This is a genomic window from Streptomyces sp. GESEQ-4 (assembly GCF_017948455.1).
In the GTDB taxonomy this organism is placed as follows: Bacteria; Actinomycetota; Actinomycetes; order Streptomycetales; family Streptomycetaceae; genus Streptomyces.
In genome coordinates, this window is record NZ_JAFFSU010000032.1 from 1 (window position 1) to 22,356 (window position 22,356).

A 22,356-nucleotide genomic window follows, 5' to 3' on the forward strand; every position below is an offset into this window, starting at 1 on the left:
CCCCACCCCCCCGCCACCCCGCGCGCCGCCGCCACCCCCCCGCCCGCCCCGGGCGGCGCCCCGCCACCCCCGCCCCCCGGCCCCCGAGCGCACCCCCCCCCCGGCCCGGCGCGCGCCCCCCGAGGCCCCGCACCCCGACCCCGCCCCACCGCCGGAGGCACCGGCACCCACCTGGACGCGTCCAGTTCGACACACCCCCAAAACTCCACTTTTGTATGGGTATCGACTAGTTCGATCACCCCACACAACTGGAGGACGCTGTGCGGCAGCCGGAGGGCTACGACTACGACACCCACAGCCGACTGGCAGGACCGCTCACGGAGCCGTCGGACAAGGCGTACCGGGTCCAGTACATATCGCTCCTCGCCCGCGAGCCGCACCGAATACGGGCGATCCTGCTCATGACCCTCGCGCCGATCCTCACCGGCGCCCTCCTCGTGTACCTCGTATGGCCCAGCCACTGGGTGGACCGCGACGGCGGCGACGAGTGGCTGGCCGCCCTGGACGTCACCATGCTGATATCCATCGGCCTGATCGAACTCTTCATGGTCGTCAACGTCGCCTCCGTCGCCCACGCCACCATGGTCGCCCGCGACCCCGTCCCGGTCTTCCCCGAACCCGGCACCCGCGTCGCCTTCCTCACCACGTACGTCCCCGGCAAGGAACCCCTCGACATGGTCCGCGCCACCCTCGAAGGCGCGACCCGCATCCACCACCCCGGCCCCCTCGATGTCTGGCTCCTCGACGAGGGCGACGACGCCCAGGCCAAAGCCCTCTGCACCGAACTCGGCGTGCGGCACTTCACCCGCCGAGGCGTCCCCGAGTGGAACCGACCGGACGGCGTCCACAAGGCCCGCACCAAGCACGGCAACTACAACGCCTGGATCGCGATGCACGGCACGGAGTACGACTTCTTCGCCTCCGTCGACACCGACCACGTCCCGCTCCCCAACTTCCTGGAGCGGATGATGGGTTACTTCCGCGACCCGGACGTCGCCTTCGTCGTAGGCCCCCAGGTGTACGGCAACTACCACAACCCGGTCACCAAGGCGGCGGAGTCCCAGCAGTTCCTCTTCCACGCGCTGATACAACGCGCGGGCAACCGCTACCGAGCCCCCATGTTCGTAGGCACGAACAACGTCGTACGGATCTCAGCGGTAAAACAAATAGGCGGCCTCTACGACTCGATCACCGAAGACATGGCCACCGGCTTCGAACTGCACCGCACCCGCAACCCCCGAACCCGCAACCACTGGCGCAGCGTCTACACCCCCGACGTCCTCGCGGTCGGCGAGGGCCCCGCCTCCTGGACGGACTTCTTCACCCAGCAGATGCGCTGGTCACGCGGCACCTACGAGACGCTGATCAAGCAGTACTGGCGGGCCCCGGGCAAGATGCCCCCCGGCCGCTTCCTCTCGTACACGCTCATGCTGGTCTACTACCCGATGACGGCGGTCAACTGGTTCCTCGGCATCCTCAGCTGCGTCCTGTTCCTCTGGTTCGGCGCCTCCGGCACCCAAGTCGCCGCCTCGGTCTGGCTGATGCTCTACAGCGACGCCGCCGCCCTCCAGATCGGCCTCTACCTCTGGAACCGCCGCCACAACGTCTCCCCGCACGAACCACAGGGCTCCGGCGGCCTGGCCGGCATGGCGATGTCGGCGCTCTCGGCCCCCATCTACCTCAAGTCCTTCGGCGAGGCCCTCCTGCGCCGCCCCAGCCGCTTCGTGGTGACTCCGAAGGGCGACGACGCCAGCCCGGACCGCCTGCTCACCTTCCGCATCCACCTCTTCTGGGCGGGCCTCCTCGCGACCTCCCTCACCGCGTCGGTGATCCTCGACAACACCCACGCGGCGATGCGCACTTGGGCGCTCCTGGCCACGGCGATCTCCCTGGCACCGGTCGCCGTGTGGTGCTCCACCCTGCTCAAGGAGCGCAGGCAGCCCTCGCCGCTGCCCGTCCTGCACGCCCCGCCCCGCAGAGGCGAAGAAGCCGAACCCGCGCTCGCCGGCAACAGCGCGGGCGCCACGGTCTCCAGCACCACGGTCTCCAGTTCCACGACGGGAGGCAACTAGGCCATGCCCTACAAACCCTCGCAGAAGACCAAGAAGACCGTCCTCGGCATCGGCGGCATCGCCGTCCTGCTCAGTCTGAACGCCCCCGCCGCACTGGACTTCGCGGGCGAGCGGTACCACGCGTACAAGATCGCTCAACCCGGCTACCAGGCCCAGTACGGCAGTTGGAGCCAGGTCGACATCCCCGAGGAGTACCGCACCAACGCCATCCACGCGGCGCTGCTGCACACCGGCAAGGTCCTGATCGTCGCGGGCTCCGGCAACGAGCAGAAGAAGTTCGACAAGGGCGAGTTCGACACCGTCCTGTGGGACCCCAGGACCGACACCTTCAAGAAGATCCCCACCCCCGACGACTTCTTCTGCGCCGGCCACGCCCAACTCCCCGACGGCCGCCTCCTGGTGGCCGGCGGCACCGCCCGCTACGAACTCCTCGACGGCGAGGTGGAACGCGCCGCCGGCGGTATGCGCGTGAAGAACGAGAGCCCCGACAAGGAGGTGTTCCTGAAGAAGGGCACGGTCTTCCGCTCGCCCGCCGGAGTCGAGTACGTCACCCGCTTCGACGTCACGGTCCCGAGAGCCCAGGCGGTCACCGACCGCCGCACCGCCCGGACCCGGGTCACCGCGAGCGAGGCCCGCGTCTTCGTGGAGGCCGTCGAGAAGGGCCCGCTGTCCGTCACCGAGAACCAGGCCCAGTACGAGATCGTCGGCCTGACCGGCAAGGACGCGAACAACACCTACGGCCTCTCCGAGCGGATCAGCCTCGACAAGCAGGACTTCCAGGGCATCCGCGCCGCCTACGAGTTCGACCCCAAGTCCGAGCGGTACGTCCCGGTCGACCCGATGGACAAGGCCCGCTGGTACCCGACGCTGGTCGGCCTGGAGGACGGCCGGGTCCTCGCCGTCTCCGGCCTGGACGACCTGGGCAAGATCGACCCAGGTGACAACGAGATCTACGACCCCAAGACCAAGAAGTGGTCACCGGGCCCCAAGCGGTACTTCCCCACGTACCCCGCCCTCTTCCTCACCAAGGGCGGCAAGCTCTTCTACCCGGCCTCGAACGCCGGTTATGGCCCCGCCGACAGGGGCCGCAAGCCGGGCCTGTGGGACCTGCGGACCAACACCTTCCAGTACGTACCGGGCCTGCGCGACGCCGACCAGACCGAGACGTCGGCCTCCCTCCTGCTCCCGCCCGCGCAGGACCAGAAGGTGATGATCCTCGGCGGCGGAGGCGTCGGCGAGTCCAAGAAGGCGACCCCGCGCACCGCCGTCATCGACCTGAAGAAGGACAACCCGGTCTTCGAGGACGGCCCCGACCTCCCCCAGGGCACCCGCTACCTGAACAGCGTGATCATGCCCGACGACACCGTCTTCACCTCCAACGGCTCCGCGGACTACCGGGGCCGCAGCGCCAGCAACATCCTCAAGGCGCAGTTCTACGACCCGAAGGCCAACGCCTTCCGCGAGGCCGCCGCACCGACGGTCGGCCGCAACTACCACTCCGAGGCGCTGCTGCTGCCCGACGGCCGGGTCGCCACCTTCGGCTCAGACCCGCTCTTCGACGACCAGCAGAACACCAAGCTGGGCCACTTCGAGCAGCGCATGGAGATCTTCACGCCGCCCGCCCTGCACAAGAACAGCAAGCAGCGCCCCGTACTCGACCGAGGCCCGCAGACACTCGACAGCGACCACCGCGCGACCTTCACCACCGCCCACCCCGAACGGATCACCGCGGCCCGGCTCATGCGCCCCAGCGCGGTCACGCATACCACGGACGTGGAACAGCGCTCCATCGCACTCGACCTCACCAAGACAGGCGACTCGGTCACGGTCGACGTACCGAAGGACCCGACCCTGGTCCCGCCCGGCTGGTACATGCTGTTCGTGACGGACGCGCAGGGCACGCCGTCGGAGGCGAAGTGGATCCAGGTGAAGCAGCCGACCGCCCATCCAGGTGAAGCAGCCGACTAGGCCTGGGAGTTGCGCGCCAGCCCCAGCGCGTACTCCGGCCACCACTGCCCCGCCGCCGGTCCGCCCCCGCACGTCCCGTCCGACTCCCCGGGCCGCTTGACCCACAGATAGGCGTCCAGGGCGGGCTCGCCGGTGTCGAAGGTGGGCGGGGTGCCCAGCGCCCTGCCCGGCGGGTTGCACCAGGCGCCGGGCAGGGGCCCCTTGCCGTTGCGGCTGGTGTCGATGACGAAGTGCTTGCCGCCCAGGTCCTTGGAGAGCGTCAGGCCGTACTTCTTGGTGACCTCGTCGGTCTGGAAGTTGGAGACGTTGAGGGCGAAGCCGTCGGCGCGCGCGACGCCCGCCCGGTACAGGCGCTGGACCAGCTGGGCCACCTTCGGGGGCTCCTTGATCCAGGCCGGGTTGCCGGCGTCCAGGTACACCCTCGTGTTCGGCTGCCGCTTCAGCCGGTCGATCGCCTCGCCGAGCAGCTTCTCGCGCTCACCGTGGTACTCGCCGGGCGTGCAGCCGTCCACGACATGCGCGACCGCGTCGGGCTCGAGCACCACCACGGCCTTCGCCTTGCCCAGCGCGGCCGCGAACTTCCCGATCCAGGCCCGGTAGGCGCCCGCGCTCGTGGCCCCGCCCGCCGAGTGCTGCCCGCAGTCCCGGTGCGGGATGTTGTACGCCGTGAACACCGCCGTCCGCCCTTCCCGGAGCGCCGCCGCGGCGGCCGAGCCGACCACCGCCGTCGGGTCGGTCTCACCGGCCGGCCACAGCGCGACGGGCCGCTCGGCGATCCGCCTCAGCAGTTCGGCGTCCTCGGTACGGCCTTCCTGCCGCCACTTCTCGATCTGCTGGGCAGCCGGGCTCGCCGGGTCGACCCAGAACGGCGAGGAGCCGGGGTCCGCCTTCCTGGAGGCGGCGCCGGCGACGGAGGCCTCGTCGATGTCGGCCGCGGACGTACAGCCCGCCGCGAGTCCGAGCACCGCGAGAGCCGCGAGGGCGTGGATCAGCCGGGGCATGCTGCTCCCTTGGGCGAGAGTGACGTACAGTGACAAGTCATCGCTAATCGTTGCATAGCGGACACATCTCGACCGGTATCGCAATGCCGGAAAAGACCCACGGACCGAAGGGCGAGACGGGGCTGACCGCCATATGACCGGCCGGTAAGGTCTGGGGCGTGCCGAAGCCGCTCAGCCTTCCCTTCGACCCCATCGCCCGCGCCGACGAACACTGGAAGCAGCGCTGGGGAAACGTACCCTCCATGGCCGCGATCACCTCGATCATGCGGGCCCAGCAGATTCTGCTCGCCGAGGTCGACGCGGTGGTCAAGCCGTACGAGCTGACGTTCGCGCGCTACGAGGCACTGGTGCTGCTCACCTTCTCCAAGGCCGGCGAGCTGCCGATGTCCAAGATCGGCGAGCGGCTCATGGTGCATCCGACGTCCGTGACGAACACCGTGGACCGGCTGGTGAGGTCGGGCCTGGTGGAGAAGCGGCCCAACCCGAACGACGGCCGCGGCACCCTCGCCACCATCACCGACAAGGGCCGCGAGGTCGTCGAGGCCGCCACCCGCGACCTGATGGCGATGGACTTCGGACTCGGGGTGTACGACGCCGAGGAGTGCGCCGAGATCTTCGCGATGCTGCGGCCGCTGCGGGTGGCCGCCGGCGACTTCGAGGAGGGGTAACCCGGGGCAAGATCTCCCGGAACCGGCCGTTACGCTCGACGGCATGAAGAAAAGCGTGCTGACCCGCTACCGCGTCATGGCCTACGTCACCGCCGTCATGCTGCTTGTGCTGTGCACCTGCATGGTGTTCAAGTACGGCTTCGACATGGGCGAGGACGTCACCTTCGTGGTCTCGCAGGTCCACGGCATCCTCTACATGATCTACCTGGTCTTCGCCTTCGACCTCGGCTCCAAGGCCAAGTGGCCGTTCGGCAAGCTGCTGTGGGTGCTCCTGTCGGGAACCATCCCCCTCGCCGCGTTCTTCGTGGAGCGCAAGGTCACACGCTCGGTCGAGCCGCTGGTCAGCGGGCCCGTTCCGGCCGCCGCGAAGGCATAGCCCCACCGCCGTACCCATTCGTACGGCGGTCTGCCATCGACATTTACTTGGACGTCCTAGTAAATTCGAAGGTATGGACGCTGACGCCATAGAAGAAGGCCGCCGTCGCTGGCAGGCTCGCTACGACGCCGCGCGCAAGCGCGACGCGGACTTCACCACGCTCTCCGGCGATCCCGTGGAGCCGGTCTACGGGCCCCGGCCCGGGGACACGTACGAGGGCTTCGAGCGGATCGGCTGGCCCGGGGAGTACCCCTTCACCCGCGGTCTCTACCCGACCGGCTACCGCGGCCGCACCTGGACCATCCGCCAGTTCGCCGGCTTCGGCAACGCCGAGCAGACGAACGAGCGCTACAAGAAGATCCTCGCCAACGGCGGCGGCGGCCTGTCCGTTGCCTTCGACATGCCGACCCTCATGGGCCGCGACTCCGACGACCCGCGCTCCCTCGGCGAGGTCGGCCACTGCGGAGTGGCGATCGACTCGGCGGCCGACATGGAGGTCCTGTTCCAGGACATCCCGCTGGGCGACGTCACGACCTCGATGACGATCAGCGGCCCGGCCGTCCCGGTCTTCTGCATGTACCTGGTGGCGGCCGAGCGACAAGGCATCGACCCCTCTGTCCTCAACGGCACGCTCCAGACGGACATCTTCAAGGAGTACATCGCCCAGAAGGAGTGGCTCTTCCAGCCCGAGCCGCACCTGCGCCTCATCGGCGACCTGATGGAGCACTGCGCGTCGAAGATCCCCGCGTACAAGCCGCTGTCCGTCTCCGGCTACCACATCCGTGAGGCCGGTTCGACGGCCGCGCAGGAGTTGGCATACACGCTGGCGGACGGCTTCGGCTACGTCGAACTGGGCCTCTCCCGCGGCCTGGACGTGGACGTCTTCGCCCCCGGCCTCTCCTTCTTCTTCGACGCCCATGTCGATTTCTTCGAGGAGATCGCCAAGTTCCGCGCCGCACGGCGCATTTGGGCGCGCTGGATGCGGGACGTGTACGGCGCCCAGTCCGAGAAGGCCCAGTGGCTGCGCTTCCACACCCAGACCGCCGGCGTCTCCCTGACGGCCCAGCAGCCGTACAACAACGTGGTTCGTACGGCGGTCGAGGCGCTGGCAGCGGTGTTGGGCGGCACGAACTCCCTCCACACCAATGCCCTGGACGAAACCCTCGCCCTGCCCTCCGAGCAGGCCGCGGAGATCGCCCTGCGCACGCAGCAGGTACTGATGGAGGAGACCGGCGTCGCCAACGTGGCCGATCCGCTGGGCGGTTCGTGGTTCGTCGAGCAGCTGACGGACCGGATCGAGGCCGAAGCCGAGAAGATCTTCGACCAGATCAAGGAACGGGGCCTCAGGGCCCACCCCGACGGCCAACACCCGATCGGCCCGGTCACCTCCGGCATCCTGCGCGGCATCGAGGACGGCTGGTTCACCGGCGAAATCGCCGAGTCCGCCTTCCAGTACCAGAAGGCCCTGGAGAAGGGCGACAAGCGGGTCGTCGGCGTCAACGTTCACCACGGCTCGGTCACCGGCGACCTGGAGATTCTGCGGGTGAGCCATGAGGTGGAGCGGGAGCAGGTCCGAGCGCTCGGCGGACGGAAGGCGGCCCGCGACGACGCCACTGTGCGTTCCACGCTGGACGCGATGATCGCGGCGGCACGGAACGGCGGCAACATGATCGAGCCCATGCTGGAGGCGGTGCGCGCGGAGGCGACGCTGGGGGAGATCTGCGGGGTGCTGCGGGAGGAGTGGGGGGTGTATACGGAGCCGGCCGGGTTCTGAGACATGGTAAAGAGACGTTCAAATGGACGTCTCTTTTGCCCTTTGCGCTACCGCGTCAGCGCGGGCCTTGCTGTAGTCGTCCCGCCGAGTCGGCCTCGGAACGGGCATGGACAATGCCATCCGAATGCTGAGCTGAGAAAATTGGGGAGCGGTCGATGGGAGACCTGCACAACCTCTTCAAGCTGCTTGAGGGAGCTCGTGCTTGGGATGTCCACATTCCCGGCTTCATTGACCGGGACGGGAACGTCCCCAGGTTTACTCCACTGTCCGCCACGGTTTACATCGCCCTACAGAGCGGATACTTGAGCCTGGAATCTGTCGCGGATGAAGGGCAACTGGCACTACGTCTGGTCTCCGAGCCGGAGATCCCCGAACCCCTCAAAGGCGAGGACGAGGCATTTTCTCTCGGTTCCTACGGCCAGCTCTTCCTCCAGGACCCTCCCTCTCCGCGTCCCTTCACACGGATCCGGGCGGTCGTCGACGGCGGCTCGGCCCCGTCCCGCTCAATCGTCAGGTGCTTGGAGTTCACCTTCGGTGATTCACTGGTGCTCTTTGCGGACCCCGCGTACCACTTCGGTGTACGGCTGGAGGGAGTCGGAGCTTACGAGCGGTGGATTACGGACAACCAGGGGTCGTCTGACGTGTACGGCCCGATCCGTGAGCTGACCTGGACGTCCTGACCGGTGTGGTTCACAGGAAAGTGCCGCGTCCATACCGGCCCGCTTGCGGCGTTCCTTCATCTGCGACCACGGCTCAGAGATGGCTCTCCACCAGGCATTCGCCGTCGCCACCGACATCCCGGTCAATTTCTGGAACCCAGTCAGCCCCAGGCAGCGCGGCTCCAACGAAAACACCAACGGCCTGCTGCGGCTCGCCCACACTGCCCACGCAAAACGCTCGGCTGGGAAACCCCAGCCGAGCGCCTGCATGAACTGCTCACGGCATGATCAACGCGACCACGTGTTGCAATGACCCCTCGAATTCGCCCCGAGGGGCGCCCTCGTCGCCGTGTGCTCAGTGGCTTGCGCCGGGTGTCACGCCTCGGCAGCCGCTTGGACAAGCGCATGCGCCAAGACGTCGAAGTTCTCCCGGTAGAAGCCCAGCCGGATGTGGAACGGTTCCTCCGCGAAGACACCGTCGCGCACGAGGAACATGGTGGGTGCGGCGGTCAGCGCGCTGTACACCATGTGGAGTTCCTCCGCGGCGAGACGGTAATCGCGTGACTCCCTGTGCGGTCCGGCCAGGCGTTCCAGGAGGGCGTCGACCGCCTCCCGGCCCGCGCCGACCAGCAGGGCCAGTCCCGCGTCACCGGAGCCCCGCTCGCGCAGATAGCTCAGCGCCTCATACATCGCTGACGCCTGGGAGGGCGCGAGCCGGGCGATGAACGCGTCGCCGTCGCGGGTCAGCTTCAACTGTGTTCTCAACTGTCTCTCCTTCCCCGTCAGCTTTTCTTGATGGCCTCGTAGCGGCCGCCGTTGGCGAACTTCTCCCATTGCAGCCTGTAGGCGTGAATGCGGTAGTTCTGGATGATGACGATCAAACCCTTGTCCTCATCGTAGGCGACGGGGTGCTTCGTCTTCGTGTCGATATGGGTCGCTTTGCCCTGCCACTTCTTGAAGTAGTCGGCCATGTCCTTTAGGTTGCGGCCGACACCCGGAAGGTCGTGGTCCGCCGCCTCGTCGGCGTCAGGGCTGCGCATCCGCTTCCACTGGTACTCGACGCCTCCCGACACGTCCTGGCCGTACTTGTCGTCAATGTCATCCAGCACCTCATAGGGCAGGTCCTCTGCCAGGTCGAAATCGCAACTCAGGTCGATCTCGTCGTCATCGTCCGAGGCAGCGGCGGCCGATGAGACTGTCGCAAACGCAGCCGTCCGCACGGTCCCGGCGCTCCCGACGGACGCGGCGCTCTTCAAAGACTTCTTCTTGCAGGCCGGGAGGTCCGGTTCCTTCTTCGCCTTCTCGGCCAGATCGCGGAGCTTGTCGAGGGTCTTCTTCGCCTTCGCCGACTTCTCGAAGAACCCGACGACACCCGCGGCGATCCGGACGATCGCCTTGCCCACTCCGACGATCTTGCTGGCCGGGACCGCCTTGACCAGCGTCCACAGGCAAGCCTCGACATCGCCCTTGGTCAGGCAGTTCTTGAGGTCGGTCCAGCCGATCTCGTCGAGGAGGATCTGCCCGCCGTTCTGCTTGACCCAGTCCAGCAGGCTCAGGGACGCCAGGGCGAGGGCGGACCGGTACTGGTCCACGCACTCCTGCCCGCACATGCGCAGCAGCGCCGCCTCGTCGTCGGCGGACAGGCCGGGACCCGGGTTTGCCGCCTGCTCGGCCTGCGCCTTGCGGAGTTCCTCCAGCCGCTTGCGTTCTTCTTCCTCGGCACGAGTGGCGGCCGCGTCCGCCTCCTTCGCCGCGCTGTCAGCGTTGGAGGCTGCCTTCTCGGCCTTGACCGCGTCCGACTCGGCGTGCGTGGCGACCCGATCCGCGACGGCAGCGTCGGACTCGGCGGCGGAAGCAGCGGAACGGGCGCCGGCCGCGTCCTTCTCAGCCTCCGTGGCGTCGCGGTCGGCCTGGGCGGCCGCCGATTCAGCGTCGTTCGCGGCGAAGTTGGCGTAGAAGGCGTCGGTGCCCGCCTGCTGGTCGTACTTCTGGGCGTTCGCGTCGGCCTTCTTCGCGGCTGCCGCGTCGGTCGCCGCCGCGGCGGCGGAAGCGTTGGCCGCCGCAGCGGAGTTGACCGCTTGCACCGCGTAGTCCGCAGCGTCGGCCGCCGCCTGGAGGGCTATCTTCGCGTCGCCGGCAGCCCGGTCGGCGAGCGCCTTGGCCTGCGCCGCAGCCTTCTTCGCCTCGTCCGACTTGGCCTTGGCCGCGCTGGCCTGCTGTTCGGCGATCGTCTTGGACGTCTGCCCGATCAGCACCGCGTACGCGGCCGAGGCATCGGTCTCGATGTACGGGGAACCGATGCTGATCGCCTCGTTGGCCGCCTTGGTCACAGCGGTCGCTGCGTCCCGGGCGGCCTGTGCGTACTGGGCCGTGGCGGCCGCGTACCCGGCGGTCTTCGCCGCCCACGCGGCCGTCTTGGCAGCCTCGGCCACCGCCGCGGTGGCTTCCTTACGCGCGGTGATCGCGGCGGCCTGGGCCTTCTTGGCCTCGGCGTCCGCCTTCTTGGCCTTCTCCTTCGCCGACGCGGCCGCGTCGATCGCTTCGGCCGCCGCGGCGTGCGCGGTGGCAGCAGCCGCATGGGTCTTCGTGTACGCCGCCTGGGCCGCGTCGGCAGCGGACCGGGAACGCTTGGCTGCACCTTCCGCACGGGTCGCCGCCGCTCGGGCGTTCACCGCCGCCGTGGTCGCCTCGTTCGCGGCCGTACGGGCCCGGGTCGCCGCGCCCGCCGCGTCGTTGGCGGCGGCACGTGCCTCGGTGGCTGCCTGCCGGGTCTCGGCCGCGGCCGCGGTGCCCTCAGCGGCGGCTGCGGCGGACTCCAGGGCCGCCGCTCGGGAGGCGGTGGCGTTCTTCTCCTGCTCGGCCTTAACCGCCGCGTTGCGGGCCTTGTAGGCGCGCTGTTCGGCGCTCAGCGCCGCCGCCAGCTTCGCCGTCGCGGTCGAGCCGGCCGTCTCCGCGTTCGTGCGGGCCTCGCTGGCCTTGTTCCGCTCGCCCTGCGCCCGCTTCTCGGCCGCGTCGGCCTTCGCACGCTCGCTCGCCGCCAAGTCGCGCTCACGCTCGGCCGTGGCCTTCTCGGCCTCCGCGATACCGCGCTGCCGCTTCGCCTCCGCCGCCTGGTCCTTGGCAGTCTTCTCAGCCTTCTCGGCCGTCGCACGGGCCTTCTTCGCGGTGGTGGCGTCGGCCGCCGCCTCGGCGGCCAGCTTGGCCGCAGACTCGGCGGCCGCCTTGGCCTGCGCCTTCGCCTCCAGTGCCGCCGTCTTGCGGAACTCCGTGTTCAGCGCGTGTGTCTGGGTCTTCGCCAGCGCCAGGAGCGCCTGGGAGTCCGCCACCGTGGCCTTCGCCGCGTTCGACGCCGTGAGCGTGGCCTTCGCAGCCGCCTGAGCGGCCGCGGCCGATGCCTTGGTGACCTGCACGGACTGCTGCGCATAGAGCAGGCCCCGGCCGCGCGGCCACTTCGCGGCGTCGGCGATCGTCCACGCCTTCGTCTGCTCGGTCCCCGCGGTGTTCGCGGCCGTCTTGGCCCGGGCGGCCGCCGCGTCCGCGATGGCCACCTGGGCGGCAGCCTTGGCCTTCGCCGCGTTCAGGTCCTTCGTGGCCTTGGTGAACTCAGCCGTCGTCGGGTAGTTGATCGAGTCCTTGTGCGCGGCCCAGTACTTCTGCCAGTACAGGATCTGGTCCGCCTGCCAGGCCTGCCGGACCGCCTCGATCATCGCGCCGGTGGCGGCCCGCGTCTCCTTCGCCGCGGCAGCCTCGGCGGTGACGATCGCCTTGCGCTGCTCGGCCTGGCCGGAATACTCCGCCTCCCACTCCGAGTACGCCTGCACGACCGTCCCGGTGAGCACCCGGTAGTGGTCGATCGGATTGGCGCTGTCACAGGCCGCCCAAGCCTGCTTCAGCGCTTCGACCTCGGTGCGGAACTCCAGCGAGTCCGGCTCGGGGGCCTTCGTCGGGAAGCCGCCGAACCGCAGGAAGGTGGCGACGTCGTTGGCCGAGGAGTAGCCAAGGTTGGTCGTGTCGAGCAGTTCCTTCCCGGCGACGTCCTTGTACGCGGCGGCCCACGTGTCGTCGCCGGTCTCGAACGCGTCGAGCACCTTCTTGGCCTGGTCCAGCGAAGCCTGGCCGGGCCTCGGTGTCGGGTTCTCCCAGGTCTTGTCATACAGGTCGCGCTGGGTGCCGAGGGTGAAGGCGACGATGTCCTTGCCGAAGTCCGGCGCGTGGTAGTCCCGACCGCCCGAGGAGTTCGCGGCGGCGTACGGCTTGTTCGCGGCGTTCAGCTTGTCGTGGCGGTCACGGTTGGCGTTCAGGTCCGCCAGACCCGTGTCCCAGTCCCGTTGGTGGGCCTCGCCCAGTTCACCGAAGGTCCAGTTCGCCACGACCGTGCGCAGTTCGGCGTCCGGGCCCGCGAGTTTGGTTGCCGCGTACTTCTTCATCTCTGACCCGCCGAAGTGCACTGCCCGTGCCACCTGGCAGCGGTCTTTGCGGGCCTGCGCGCCTAGGCTGATGCGCAGGGTGCGTTCGTAGGGGTTGGCCGGGTTGTCACCGGGTTCGTCGGCGGCTGCAGGGGCCGCGGAGATGAGTCCGCCGAGCACGGCTGCCGCGGTCGTGAGCGCGACGGCAGCGAACGCTCGCTGTGCGCGCCCTGCCCGGAGTCGTCTCTGTAATCTTCTTCGTGTCGTTCGCACGTCGATGCCTACCTGGATGGTCTGTCCGGATGGTCGGTCCGTACACACAGGAAGAAGGCACGCCAAAGCGTCAGCGAGAAAAGCCAGGAAGTGAAGAGATCCCCGTCCGTACCGCGTGCGGTCAACACGCGCCCCCCCCCGCGCCCCCTCCCCATGGGGACGCGATCATCATGACAGTGGGAAAGCGTTTACGGAACCCTCGATTCGCTCGCAGGTTCGACCCGAGAATCAACAAGGCTGTGCCCCCGCCGGGTCGAAACCCGGCGGGGGCACAGCCTTTTGCGGCTCCCGGAGAGGACTCGAGAGGGTGGCGCTTCGGCCGGTCCCGGCGTTCAGTCCTGCCAGCTGTGCAGGCCGGGGACGGTCAGGTCGCCGCCGAACTGGCCGGCCTGCACGACCTTCACGTTGGTGAAGATGATGAGCGGGATGTTCAGCGGCGGCGGGTGCTCCGGGTCGAAGGTGAGCGGGATCAGACCGAGCAGGTTGCCGGAGATGCTCTCGGTGTACATCACCGTCTTGCCGCCGGTGATCGTGGACGTCGAGCCCTTGGCCGCCTGCACGTGGTAGGTCTTGCCGGACTGCTTGTCCTTGACCGTCTGGTGCAGGTCGCCGATGTCGGTGCCGTCTGAGATGACGTACTTCAGCACCTTCTTCTTGGTGCCGTTGGCGGTCCTCACCTCGACGATGCCCTGGTAGTCCGCACCCCTCAGGGTCAGCGAACTGGCGTCCAGGTACCAGGGGTCGTCGGGCAGCGGCACCGTGTTGTCGACGCCGCCCTCCTCGTCCGTGGCGACCGGACAGCCATCGGCGTCCGTGGTGGCGCTCGCGGACGGGCTCGGCGTGGCCGACTCGGTGGCCTGTCCGGCAGCCTCGGCCGCCTCCTTGACCGCCTCCTGCTTCTCCTCGGCCGCCTTCGACGCCGTGTCGGTCGTGTCCTTCACGGTGTCCTCGACCGTGTCGGTGACCTTCTCGGTGGTCTCCTTGACGGCGTCGGACGACGAGGACTTGGCGCTCTCGGAGGCGGACGCCGACGGGGTGGCGGACGGTGACGGGCTCGCGCTCGCCGACGCGCCCTGACCGCCGGTGAAGATGTCGGAGATCGCGTCGCCGATGTCCTCCAGCAGGCCGCCGCCGCTCTCCGACGGCGAGGGGCTCGGCGTGGCGGCGTCGCCGCCCGACTCCGAGCCGCCCGAGCCGCTCGCGGAGGCCGACGGCGTCGGCGTGGGCTCGTCGTCGGAACCTGAATCCGACGAAGAGTCCTTGCCGCCCGAGGAGTTGCCCTCCGTGGAGCCCGAAGTCCCGGTGTCCCCGGTCGAGGACTCCGACGGCGACGGCTCCGCCTCGTCGGACTCGCTCGCAGACGCGGACGGTGACGGGCTCGCGCTCGCCGACGCCTCGTCCTCGAGGGCCGCGACACATTCCTTGTACTCGTCCGCCGTGAGGCTCTTGGACGTCGGCTGGTCCTCAGCGAGTGCCAGCTTCGGTGTGAACCCCATGCCCATGAGGACAGCCGTCGGCATCGCCGCCAGGGCTATCGCCTTCCCGGCCGGCATCTGAAACCTGGTGAACAGCGGCTTCTTGGGTGCCGCATGGCGCGGCCCGGTTCTCACACGGGACTTGTCCACCTCAGTCCCGTGGGTCACCTCGTCAGCCGGCACTGTGCCTCCCGTTCGCCCCGTTCGCCGGGCTCGTTCCTGACAGATCGATCGGCTCACCCAGCGGATCGGCGCTCGGACCGGTCAGGCCCTCGGGCGCGTCGCCCTCGCCCTTCCCGGTCTCCTCCGCCTCCGGCGCCGGCGGCTCACCCGGCACCCAGGCCACTGCCATCGCACCGCCGACCATCGCCAGCAGGAAGCCGATGAGGAAGCCACCAATGTTGGACACCGGGATGGAGACCAGGGCCAGCAGGATCGCCGCTACGCCCGCGAAGGTGCGTACGTGCTTCTGAAACCAGAGGCTGATGCCGAGCACAACGAGCAGCACGCCGATGATCAGGGACCCGGCGCCCGCGGTGGTCGCCATCGCCAGCGTCAGGTGCCCGATCTTCAGATTGGCGTACGGGAAGTAAGCGATAGGGATTCCGCCGAGGAGGACGAACAGCCCGGCCCAGAACGGCCGGGTGCCCCGCCAGGCGCGGAACTGCAGCCTCCGGCGGCTGAACTGGCCGGTGGCGGCAGGAGTCTCGGCGCTCATGGAAAACAGCTCCCTGGTGCGGCTTTGCTGTGGTGGTGAGTTGTACTGGGTGTGAAGATTCCGCTTCTACGGTGACGGGCGGGGGCGCCATCGGCTCCCCCGCCCGTCATGGAGTGCTTAGTAGCACTCCTTGACACCCGTCGACAGCGACATCTTCAGGCCGCTGAGCTTGAAGGTTCCGGCGGTGGTCGCCCACGCCGTCTGCTTCACATCGGTCAGCGTGGCCCGATCGGCCTGCTGCGCGAACCCGAACGGGTTCGAGGTCTCGTTTTCCTTCATGCCAGGACCCTTTTTGGCGTCCTTGGCGGCAACGCCGATGTCGATGTTCTCGAAGGTCGCGTTCGCCTCGAGTTCCTCGACGTCGATGTACAGGTTCTCGGCCTGAACCGGCGTACCGCCGCCGCCCGCCTTCAGCGTCAGGCTGACGGAACCGAGCAGCGGGATGTTCGGCGTGACCACGGACTGGCACATGTTCGTGATCGAGGCCTGCTTGAAGGCCGAGACCGCGACGGGGTGAGCCGTCTTCTTGCCGTCGAGGGTGGTCCCCGAGTCAATGGCCCCGTACTGGGAGAAGCCTGTGCCGACGAGCTTGTCGGCCGTGACCTTGAACGACTGCCCCGACACACTGAACGACGCGGCGAGAGCGCCCTGCGCGAGAGCGATACCTATACACGCCGTGGCGGCGACGCTGGGCACCATGACCACAGCGAACCGCTTCCATCTGGTCCCGCCACGCACCTGGGACTCCATATTTCCTCCTTCTCGGACGTACATCTCCTGGCCCTGGCTGCCCCTGTCGAGTCGACGATTCAGCCGGGCAGGGATGGGAGAAGTGCTACGTCCTCGGGAAGGGGAGCGCCCGCGCTCGGAAGCGCGAAACGCGCCTCGATCACCGGCGATCACCCCCGAGCGACAACCACTGGTCGCGCCTGACACGCATCACGCACAACCTTGCTGGACAGGCTTCGCCGGTAAGCGAAGACCCCCCTGCCCAAGAGCCGGCGCCACTGCCGCCGGCTCTACTCGGTGGGGACCCTTGACTCCCGTCGACCCAACCGGCTGTCGGGGTACGGGAATGGACCGAGCGTCGCCGATCGTGGTGCATTCTCGCCGCCCGCACAAGGGGGTTCGTTACTCACTAGTAACGGCCGGATAACCGAACAACGACCCTCGGGTCTCGGGTGGCAACGCTGGGTCGATCCTGGGGGATGGACAAAGCCGTTGATCGTTGGACAGATTCTGACAGATCAACGGCTCTGACTTACTCGCAGTAACAGCGGCCGCGATTACCAAGATTTGGTAAAGCGCGGCCGCTCTGGTCCTCTGTCAGCCAATCTTTCACTCGGGCATCACATGCCCCGGCGTTTAGCGACTGGTCAGAACCGGGCCCCCACCCCGGTCAGAACAGGGCGCGCGCCAGCGCCCTGCGCGCCGCGACGACTCGCGGATCCTCGGCGCCGACCACCTCGAAGAGTTCGAGCAGCCGCACCCGTACGCCCTCCCGCTCCTCGCCCGCCGTGCGCTGCACGGTGTCGATGAGCCGTCCGAACGCGTCCTCGACATGACCGCCCACCAGATCCAGGTCGGCGGCGGCGACCTGCGCCCTCGCATCACCCGGCTTGTCGGCGGCGTCCTTGCGTACCTGCGCCGGGTCGAGCCCCTGCACCCGCTGGAGCAACTCGGCCTGGGCAAGGCCGAGTTTGGCCTCCATGTTGCCCGGGTCGTCGCTCAGCACGTTCTTGTACGCCTGTACGGCACCGCCCAAGTCGCCCGCGTCCAGGGCCTGTACGGCGGCTTCGAGCAAGGCGTCGTACGGCCCCGCCGGCACCGTGGGAGCCTGCTGCTGTTCGGCGGCGCCGGGGTCGGCCTCCGGGTCGACGGCCAGGCCGGTGAGGCCGAACCGCTGTTCGGCGACCTGGACGAGCTGGTCGAGCGTCTGCCGGATCTGCGCCTCGCCGGCGGCCCCCTGGAAGAGCGGCAGCGCCTGTCCCGCCACCACGGCGAAGACGGCGGGAATCCCCTGGATCCCGAACTGCTGCATCAGCATCTGATTGGCGTCGACGTCGATCTTGGCAAGGACGAAGCGCCCGTTGTACTCGACCGCCAGCCGCTCCAGGACCGGGCTCAGCTGCTTGCAGGGCTCACACCACTCGGCCCAGAAGTCGATGACGACCGGTACCTCGGTGGACCGTTGGAGGACATCGCGCTCGAATCCGGCCTCGTCGACATCGATGACGAGGTCGGCCGGGGAGACGGCTCCTCCCCCGCCGCCCTGCCGGGCCGCTTCGGCGCGCGCCTGCTCCGCCTTCGCCTTGGCCTCCTGGGCCGCCTTCACCGCGGCGAGGTCGACGACTCCGCTCATGGACATGTTCCGTGGCTGCATGCGTCTATCCTCCCCCGTTCTCGCGTGTGTGTGAAAAGCGTTGAGAAAGCCGGTCGCGCAGTCTTCGTTTCGGCGCCGGGTCCCCACCCCGCACCCATGGTTTCGCTACGACCCGTAGCGTAATGGCACCGAGTGCCTCCGCGGTACTCCGCCCCGGTGATCTCCCTCACGGCCTCACAGGCACCGCCGGTTATGGTCAGGGGATGCAGAGCCCCACTTCCGCCCCACGCGCCACAGGACGCCCGCGCAGCACCACCGCGGACACCGCGATCCTCGCGGCCACACGGGAGGCCCTGGTGGATCTGGGCTGGTCGAAGCTCACGCTGGGAGACGTGGCGACGCGGGCGGGGGTTGCGAAGACGACGCTCTATCGCCGCTGGGCGGGCAAGAACGAGCTCGTAGTCGATGCCGTCGCGGCACTCTTCGACGAGCTGGAGCTCCCGGACCGGGGAAACCTCGCGGCCGACGTCGAGGGCGTGGTGCTCCAATTCGCCGGGCTGCTGGAGCGCCCCGAGACGAAGACGGCGCTGATGGCGTTGATCGCCGAGTCGACAACAGACGACGCGCTGCGTGCTCGCGTCCGCTCATCGATCGTCGACCGCCAGAAGCGGCTCGTACTGGAAGGCCGTGCCCGGGCCGAGAGTCGCGGGGAGCTGCCGAAGGAGAGCGATCCCGAAGTTGCCGCCCGCACGGCAGACCTCATCTTCGACGTGATCGCGGGCGCCGTGGTGCATCGGGCCCTGGTAAGTGCGGAGCCCGTGGACATGGAATGGGCGCAGGACTTCACCAGGCTGCTACTGAACGGCCTGAGCTCGTCCGCGACGGCGCGTCACGCACCCAGCTCGCACCAGACCAGCTTCCCGCCGACTCCGGGCACCCCCAGGGAGTAATGCCCCCACCGATCGGCCAGTTCGTCCACGATCCCCATCCCTCGCCCCTCCTCACGGTCCGTGCCGTGCGGGCGTGGCGGCCGGGGCGGTTCACTGCTGGTGTCCCATACCGAGAGGCGCAGCCATTTCCCCGACCGTCGCACGCGCAGGCAGGACGGGCCGGGCGCGTGTAGATGCGCGTTGGTGACCAGCTCGGAGGCCAACAGCTCAGCTGTGACGAGGAGTTCAGCGAGTCCGTGCGCCCGGAGGATCAACCGCAGTGCGCCTCTCGCGACGCCGACCGCGAGGGGGCTGTGCGGGAGGTTGATGCTGTACTCCCAGTCGTCCTCGTTTTTGTTCATGAGGCCTCCCCCAAGGTGAAGAGTCACAACTCGACTGCGCACAACCTGTGTTGGCTGCGATACTGACGGTAGAGGGCAGAGGGTAGTTTTTCTACTTGGCTCCTCGAATGAGTGACGGCCACTTTCCGGAGAGGGACGGACTTTGGCGCTACGGACCAGGATCAGCGAACGACAGCGGCGCCTTGGGGCCGAGCTGCGCAGGATTCGCGAGGCTCGCGAGATCAGCACAAATGAGGCCGCTGCGATGACAGGCCTCAGGCCCCCTTTCATGAGCAACATCGAGGGCGGGCGCACTGCCATCTCCACTGAGCGGCTCCGCAGACTCCTCGAGCACTACGGTGATATTTCTACCCCCTACCTTGAGGCTCTGGTCACGATGTCCGAGTCCAGCGGCAAGGGATGGTGGAGCGCCTACCAAGAACGGGTGCACCAGCACCCTCTCAACCTCGCGGAGCTGGAGGCTGGTTCAGTCACCCTCTGGTCATACGAGCCTCTGCTTGTCCCCGGTCTGTTTCAGACGGAGGAATACATCCGGGCGCTGTTCGGGGACGCACGCCCCCAGCACGCCACCACCGAGGATGCCGTCTCCTTCCGACTGGATCGCCAGAGGATCCTCACAGGTGAGAACGCCCCTGCCGTCCACGCGGTGATTCACGAGGCCGCCCTGCGCATGCACTACGGCGGTCCAGATGTCATGCGCAGGCAGCTGCTACATCTCATCGAGCTGGCACGACTGCCCAACGTGACCATCCAGGTCTTTCCGTTCCGCGCGCGGAGGTACTACTCGGGCGCCAGTGCCCCCTTCCTGTATCTGGTTCCTCCCATCGAGGAGTTGGCCACTGTCGTACTGGACCACCCAGCACACCTGCTCTACCGTGACTCGCCGGAACACCTGTCCCAATACCGTGCGCTCTTCGAGCGGTTGAAGGGGACTGCGCTCCCGCCGATCGCCCCATCGACCGCACCGGAAGCACAGCCGGTGACTGGCTCTCTGATGCTGATCCAGCACCTCCTGTACGACCTGTAGGAAGGCCCGCAGTGCCCCAACTCGCCTGGCAGAAATCCTCGTTCAGCGGTGACGAGAACAACAACTGCCTCTACCTCGCCGCCGCCCCCGACGGCACCCTCCGTCTCCGCGAGAGCGACACCCCGCACGAGATCATCGCCACCACGCCCGCGCCCCTGGGTCACCTCATACGTGCAGTCGGAGCAGGCCGCTGGCGGGGGAGCGGAACGGCTCGGTAAGGAGGCGTTCGAAGCGGCCGGGGTGATGTTCGGGTGACCGGGTGTTTCGACGGCCTCGACCGGCTCGACCTCGACGGTCGTGTGCGGCGCAGCAGTTCGCCGCGCGGCTCCAGGACGATCCGACCAGGCTGACCCGGTTGACCGATGAGCGGTGGCAGGCGGTCGATCAGGCCTGGACGGCGCTGCTGACGGGCGCCGAGCGGGCGACCGGGGCACAGAGCGGCGAGTGGCTGTTGCGGGATCTGCACCTGCGGTCCTGGCTGTTGGAGCACGTGGGCCCGGGTGCGGGCGTCGCGCTGCTCGATCCAGCGGCCGTGTTGGAGCGCGCACTCGCGGCCATGCCCATGTCCGTGCAGGAGGCCGCCCGGTCGGCTCCGCGTTGGCGGGAACTCGACCGCGAGCGGATGCTGGCTCTCCGGATGATCCGGCGCCTGCTCGCGCCGGTTCGGCCGCTGGCCCTGCTTCTCGAGGATCACCCCCGCTGGAGTGAGGTCCAGGAGTGGGAGCGGCTGGCCGGCGACCTGCCGTAGCCCCAGTTGAGAACAGCTGAGGGCGCCCCCTGCTGAAAAGGGGCGCCCTCAGAGTCGTACAAGCCCCTTGCAGGGCCCCCGCGTTACTTAGCCGCCCCGCCCAAATGATGCACCCGCACCATGTTCGTCGTCCCCGGCACCCCAGGAGGCGACCCCGCCGTGATGATCAGAGTGTCGCCGGCGTTGAAGCGGCCCAGCTTCAGGACTTCGCCGTCGACCAGGTCGACCATTTCGTCGGTGCTGTTGACGAAGGGGACGACGTGGGACTCGACGCCCCAGCTCAGCGTGAGCTGGTTGCGGGTGGACTCGTCTGTCGTGAAGGCGAGGATCGGCTGGGAAGCGCGGTAGCGGCACAGGCGGCGGGCCGTGTCGCCGGACTGGGTGAAGGCGATCAGGCCCCTGCCGCCGAGGAAGTCGGCGATCTCGCAGGCGGCGCGGGCGACCGAACCGCCCTGCGTGCGCGGCTTCTTGCCGGGGACGAGGGGCTGGAGGCCCTTCGACATCAGCTCCTGCTCGGCCGCGACGACGATCTTCGACATCGTCTTCACGGTCTCGATCGGGTAGGCGCCCACGCTCGACTCCGCCGACAGCATCACCGCGTCCGCGCCGTCCAGGATCGCGTTGGCCACGTCGGAGGCCTCGGCGCGGGTCGGGCGGGAGTTGGTGATCATCGACTCCATCATCTGGGTCGCCACGATCACCGGCTTGGCGTTGCGCCGGCACAGCTCGATCAGGCGCTTCTGCACCATCGGGACCTTCTCGAGCGGGTACTCGACGGCCAGGTCACCGCGGGCCACCATGACGGCGTCGAACGCCATCACGACGCCCTCCATGTTCTCCACCGCCTGCGGCTTCTCCACCTTGGCGATGACGGGGACCCGGCGGCCCTCCTCGTCCATCACCTTGTGGACGTCCTCGACGTCCTTGGCGTCCCGCACGAAGGACAGGGCGACCATGTCGCAGCCCATGCGGAGGGCGAAGCGGAGGTCCTCGACGTCCTTGTCGGACAGCGCCGGGACGTTGACGGCCGCGCCGGGCAGGTTGATGCCCTTGTGGTCGGAGACGACACCGCCCTCGATGACGATGCTCTTGACCCGCGGGCCCTCGACGTCCAGCACCTTCAGCTCGACGTTGCCGTCGTTGATCAGGATCTGGTCGCCGCGGGAGACGTCACCGGGCAGGCCCTTGTAGGTCGTCCCGCAGATCTGCTTGTCGCCCGGGACGTCCTCGGTGGTGATGACGAACTCGTCACCGCGCTCCAGCTCCACCGGGCCCTCGGCGAAGGTCTCCAGCCGGATCTTGGGGCCCTGCAGGTCGGCGAGGACGCCGACCGCGCGGCCGGTCTCCTTGGACGCGGCGCGGACACGGTCGTACCGGCCCTGGTGCTCGGCGTGGGTGCCGTGGCTGAAGTTGAAGCGGGCCACATTCATGCCGGCTTCGATCAGCGCGACAAGTTGTTCATGGGAGTCGACCGCGGGGCCGAGAGTACAGACGATTTTCGAACGGCGCATGGGGGCGATCCTATCGGTTTGTTTCGCTGCGGAATATTCCGTCTGGCGGAAAGTGCAAAGGGGCGG

Annotated in this window: 19 protein-coding genes and 1 pseudogene; 11 read left to right on the forward strand and 9 right to left on the reverse strand. The window is 68.4% G+C overall.

The genetic code is table 11. The features are described from left to right. The first annotated feature begins 260 nt into the window (after positions 1–260). Entirely contained in the window at positions 261–2,072 is a 1,812-nt protein-coding gene (locus tag KCH48_RS37065; RefSeq protein WP_210581630.1) for a glycosyltransferase family 2 protein, read from the forward strand. A 3-nt stretch (positions 2,073–2,075) separates the two neighbouring features. Then, positions 2,076–4,040: a kelch motif-containing protein gene (locus KCH48_RS37070; protein ID WP_210581633.1), complete on the forward strand. Its 1,965-nt coding sequence runs from the start codon at positions 2,076–2,078 to the stop codon at positions 4,038–4,040. Here KCH48_RS37070 and KCH48_RS37075 read toward each other — a convergent pair. Beyond that, on the reverse strand, positions 4,037–5,041 hold the full coding sequence (locus tag KCH48_RS37075; RefSeq protein ID WP_210581635.1) for a glycoside hydrolase family 6 protein: 1,005 nt from the start codon (positions 5,039–5,041) through the stop codon (positions 4,037–4,039). The genes KCH48_RS37070 and KCH48_RS37075 overlap by 4 nt on opposite strands. Positions 5,042–5,199: 158 nt before the next feature. Between KCH48_RS37075 and KCH48_RS37080 the strand changes: the two genes are divergently transcribed. From KCH48_RS37080 to KCH48_RS37100, 5 genes and pseudogenes are all read left to right on the forward strand, one after another. Then, positions 5,200–5,709, forward strand: coding sequence for a MarR family winged helix-turn-helix transcriptional regulator (locus KCH48_RS37080; RefSeq protein ID WP_210581636.1), 510 nt, complete (start codon positions 5,200–5,202; stop codon positions 5,707–5,709). Between the two features lie 43 nt (positions 5,710–5,752). Continuing rightward, positions 5,753–6,085 carry a DUF3817 domain-containing protein gene (locus KCH48_RS37085; protein ID WP_210581638.1) on the forward strand — a complete coding sequence of 111 codons (333 nt, stop codon included), beginning with the start codon at positions 5,753–5,755 and terminating at the stop codon, positions 6,083–6,085. A 73-nt stretch (positions 6,086–6,158) separates the two neighbouring features. After that, on the forward strand, positions 6,159–7,859 hold the full coding sequence (locus KCH48_RS37090; RefSeq protein WP_210581640.1) for a methylmalonyl-CoA mutase: 1,701 nt from the start codon (positions 6,159–6,161) through the stop codon (positions 7,857–7,859). A 155-nt stretch (positions 7,860–8,014) separates the two neighbouring features. Beyond that, a complete protein-coding gene (locus KCH48_RS37095) occupies positions 8,015–8,539 on the forward strand; it encodes a hypothetical protein (RefSeq protein ID WP_210581642.1) in 525 nt (174 codons plus the stop codon). Between the two features lies 1 nt (position 8,540). Beyond that, a pseudogene (locus KCH48_RS37100) lies at positions 8,541–8,806 on the forward strand (transposase); the annotation flags it as partial. An 87-nt stretch (positions 8,807–8,893) separates the two neighbouring features. Here KCH48_RS37100 and KCH48_RS37105 read toward each other — a convergent pair. The 6 genes from KCH48_RS37105 to KCH48_RS37130 all read right to left on the reverse strand — a co-directional run bounded on the left by KCH48_RS37105 (position 8,894) and on the right by KCH48_RS37130 (position 17,773). Next, positions 8,894–9,283 carry a hypothetical protein gene (locus KCH48_RS37105; protein ID WP_210581645.1) on the reverse strand — a complete coding sequence of 130 codons (390 nt, stop codon included), beginning with the start codon at positions 9,281–9,283 and terminating at the stop codon, positions 8,894–8,896. 17 nt (positions 9,284–9,300) lie between these two features. Then, positions 9,301–13,104: a hypothetical protein gene (locus KCH48_RS37110; protein WP_210581647.1), complete on the reverse strand. Its 3,804-nt coding sequence runs from the start codon at positions 13,102–13,104 to the stop codon at positions 9,301–9,303. Positions 13,105–13,529: 425 nt separating this feature from the next. After that, positions 13,530–14,855, reverse strand: a complete 1,326-nt coding sequence (locus KCH48_RS37115) for a hypothetical protein (protein WP_210581649.1) — start codon at positions 14,853–14,855, stop codon at positions 13,530–13,532. Next, complete coding sequence (locus KCH48_RS37120; RefSeq protein WP_210581651.1) at positions 14,845–15,390, reverse strand: DUF6114 domain-containing protein; 546 nt, start codon at positions 15,388–15,390, stop codon at positions 14,845–14,847. The genes KCH48_RS37115 and KCH48_RS37120 overlap by 11 nt, the downstream gene beginning before the upstream one ends. A 117-nt stretch (positions 15,391–15,507) precedes the next feature. Next, on the reverse strand, positions 15,508–16,140 hold the full coding sequence (locus tag KCH48_RS37125; protein WP_210581653.1) for a DUF6230 family protein: 633 nt from the start codon (positions 16,138–16,140) through the stop codon (positions 15,508–15,510). Positions 16,141–16,789: 649 nt separating this feature from the next. After that, entirely contained in the window at positions 16,790–17,773 is a 984-nt protein-coding gene (locus KCH48_RS37130; protein WP_210581655.1) for a tetratricopeptide repeat protein, read from the reverse strand. 203 nt (positions 17,774–17,976) lie between these two features. Here KCH48_RS37130 and KCH48_RS37135 point away from each other — a divergent pair, with 203 nt between their 5' ends. Further along, entirely contained in the window at positions 17,977–18,663 is a 687-nt protein-coding gene (locus tag KCH48_RS37135) for a TetR/AcrR family transcriptional regulator (RefSeq protein WP_210581657.1), read from the forward strand. Here the strand turns inward: KCH48_RS37135 and KCH48_RS37140 are convergent. Further along, positions 18,603–19,004: an ATP-binding protein gene (locus tag KCH48_RS37140; RefSeq protein ID WP_210581659.1), complete on the reverse strand. Its 402-nt coding sequence runs from the start codon at positions 19,002–19,004 to the stop codon at positions 18,603–18,605. The two genes, KCH48_RS37135 and KCH48_RS37140, sit on opposite strands and share 61 nt — an antisense overlap. 142 nt (positions 19,005–19,146) lie before the next feature. Here KCH48_RS37140 and KCH48_RS37145 point away from each other — a divergent pair, with 142 nt between their 5' ends. The 3 genes from KCH48_RS37145 to KCH48_RS37155 all read left to right on the forward strand — a co-directional run bounded on the left by KCH48_RS37145 (position 19,147) and on the right by KCH48_RS37155 (position 20,779). Next, a complete protein-coding gene (locus KCH48_RS37145; RefSeq protein WP_210581661.1) occupies positions 19,147–20,031 on the forward strand; it encodes a helix-turn-helix transcriptional regulator in 885 nt (294 codons plus the stop codon). A gap of 11 nt (positions 20,032–20,042) precedes the next feature. Then, a complete protein-coding gene (locus KCH48_RS37150) occupies positions 20,043–20,249 on the forward strand; it encodes a DUF397 domain-containing protein (protein ID WP_210581663.1) in 207 nt (68 codons plus the stop codon). Between the two features lie 137 nt (positions 20,250–20,386). Further along, a complete protein-coding gene (locus tag KCH48_RS37155; protein WP_210581665.1) occupies positions 20,387–20,779 on the forward strand; it encodes a hypothetical protein in 393 nt (130 codons plus the stop codon). An 83-nt stretch (positions 20,780–20,862) separates the two neighbouring features. On the opposite strand, the gene pyk is transcribed toward KCH48_RS37155, so the two are convergent. After that, positions 20,863–22,290 (reverse strand): pyruvate kinase, encoded by a 1,428-nt coding sequence (gene pyk, locus KCH48_RS37160; RefSeq protein ID WP_210581667.1) that lies wholly within the window; start codon positions 22,288–22,290, stop codon positions 20,863–20,865. Positions 22,291–22,356: the final 66 nt, after the last annotated feature.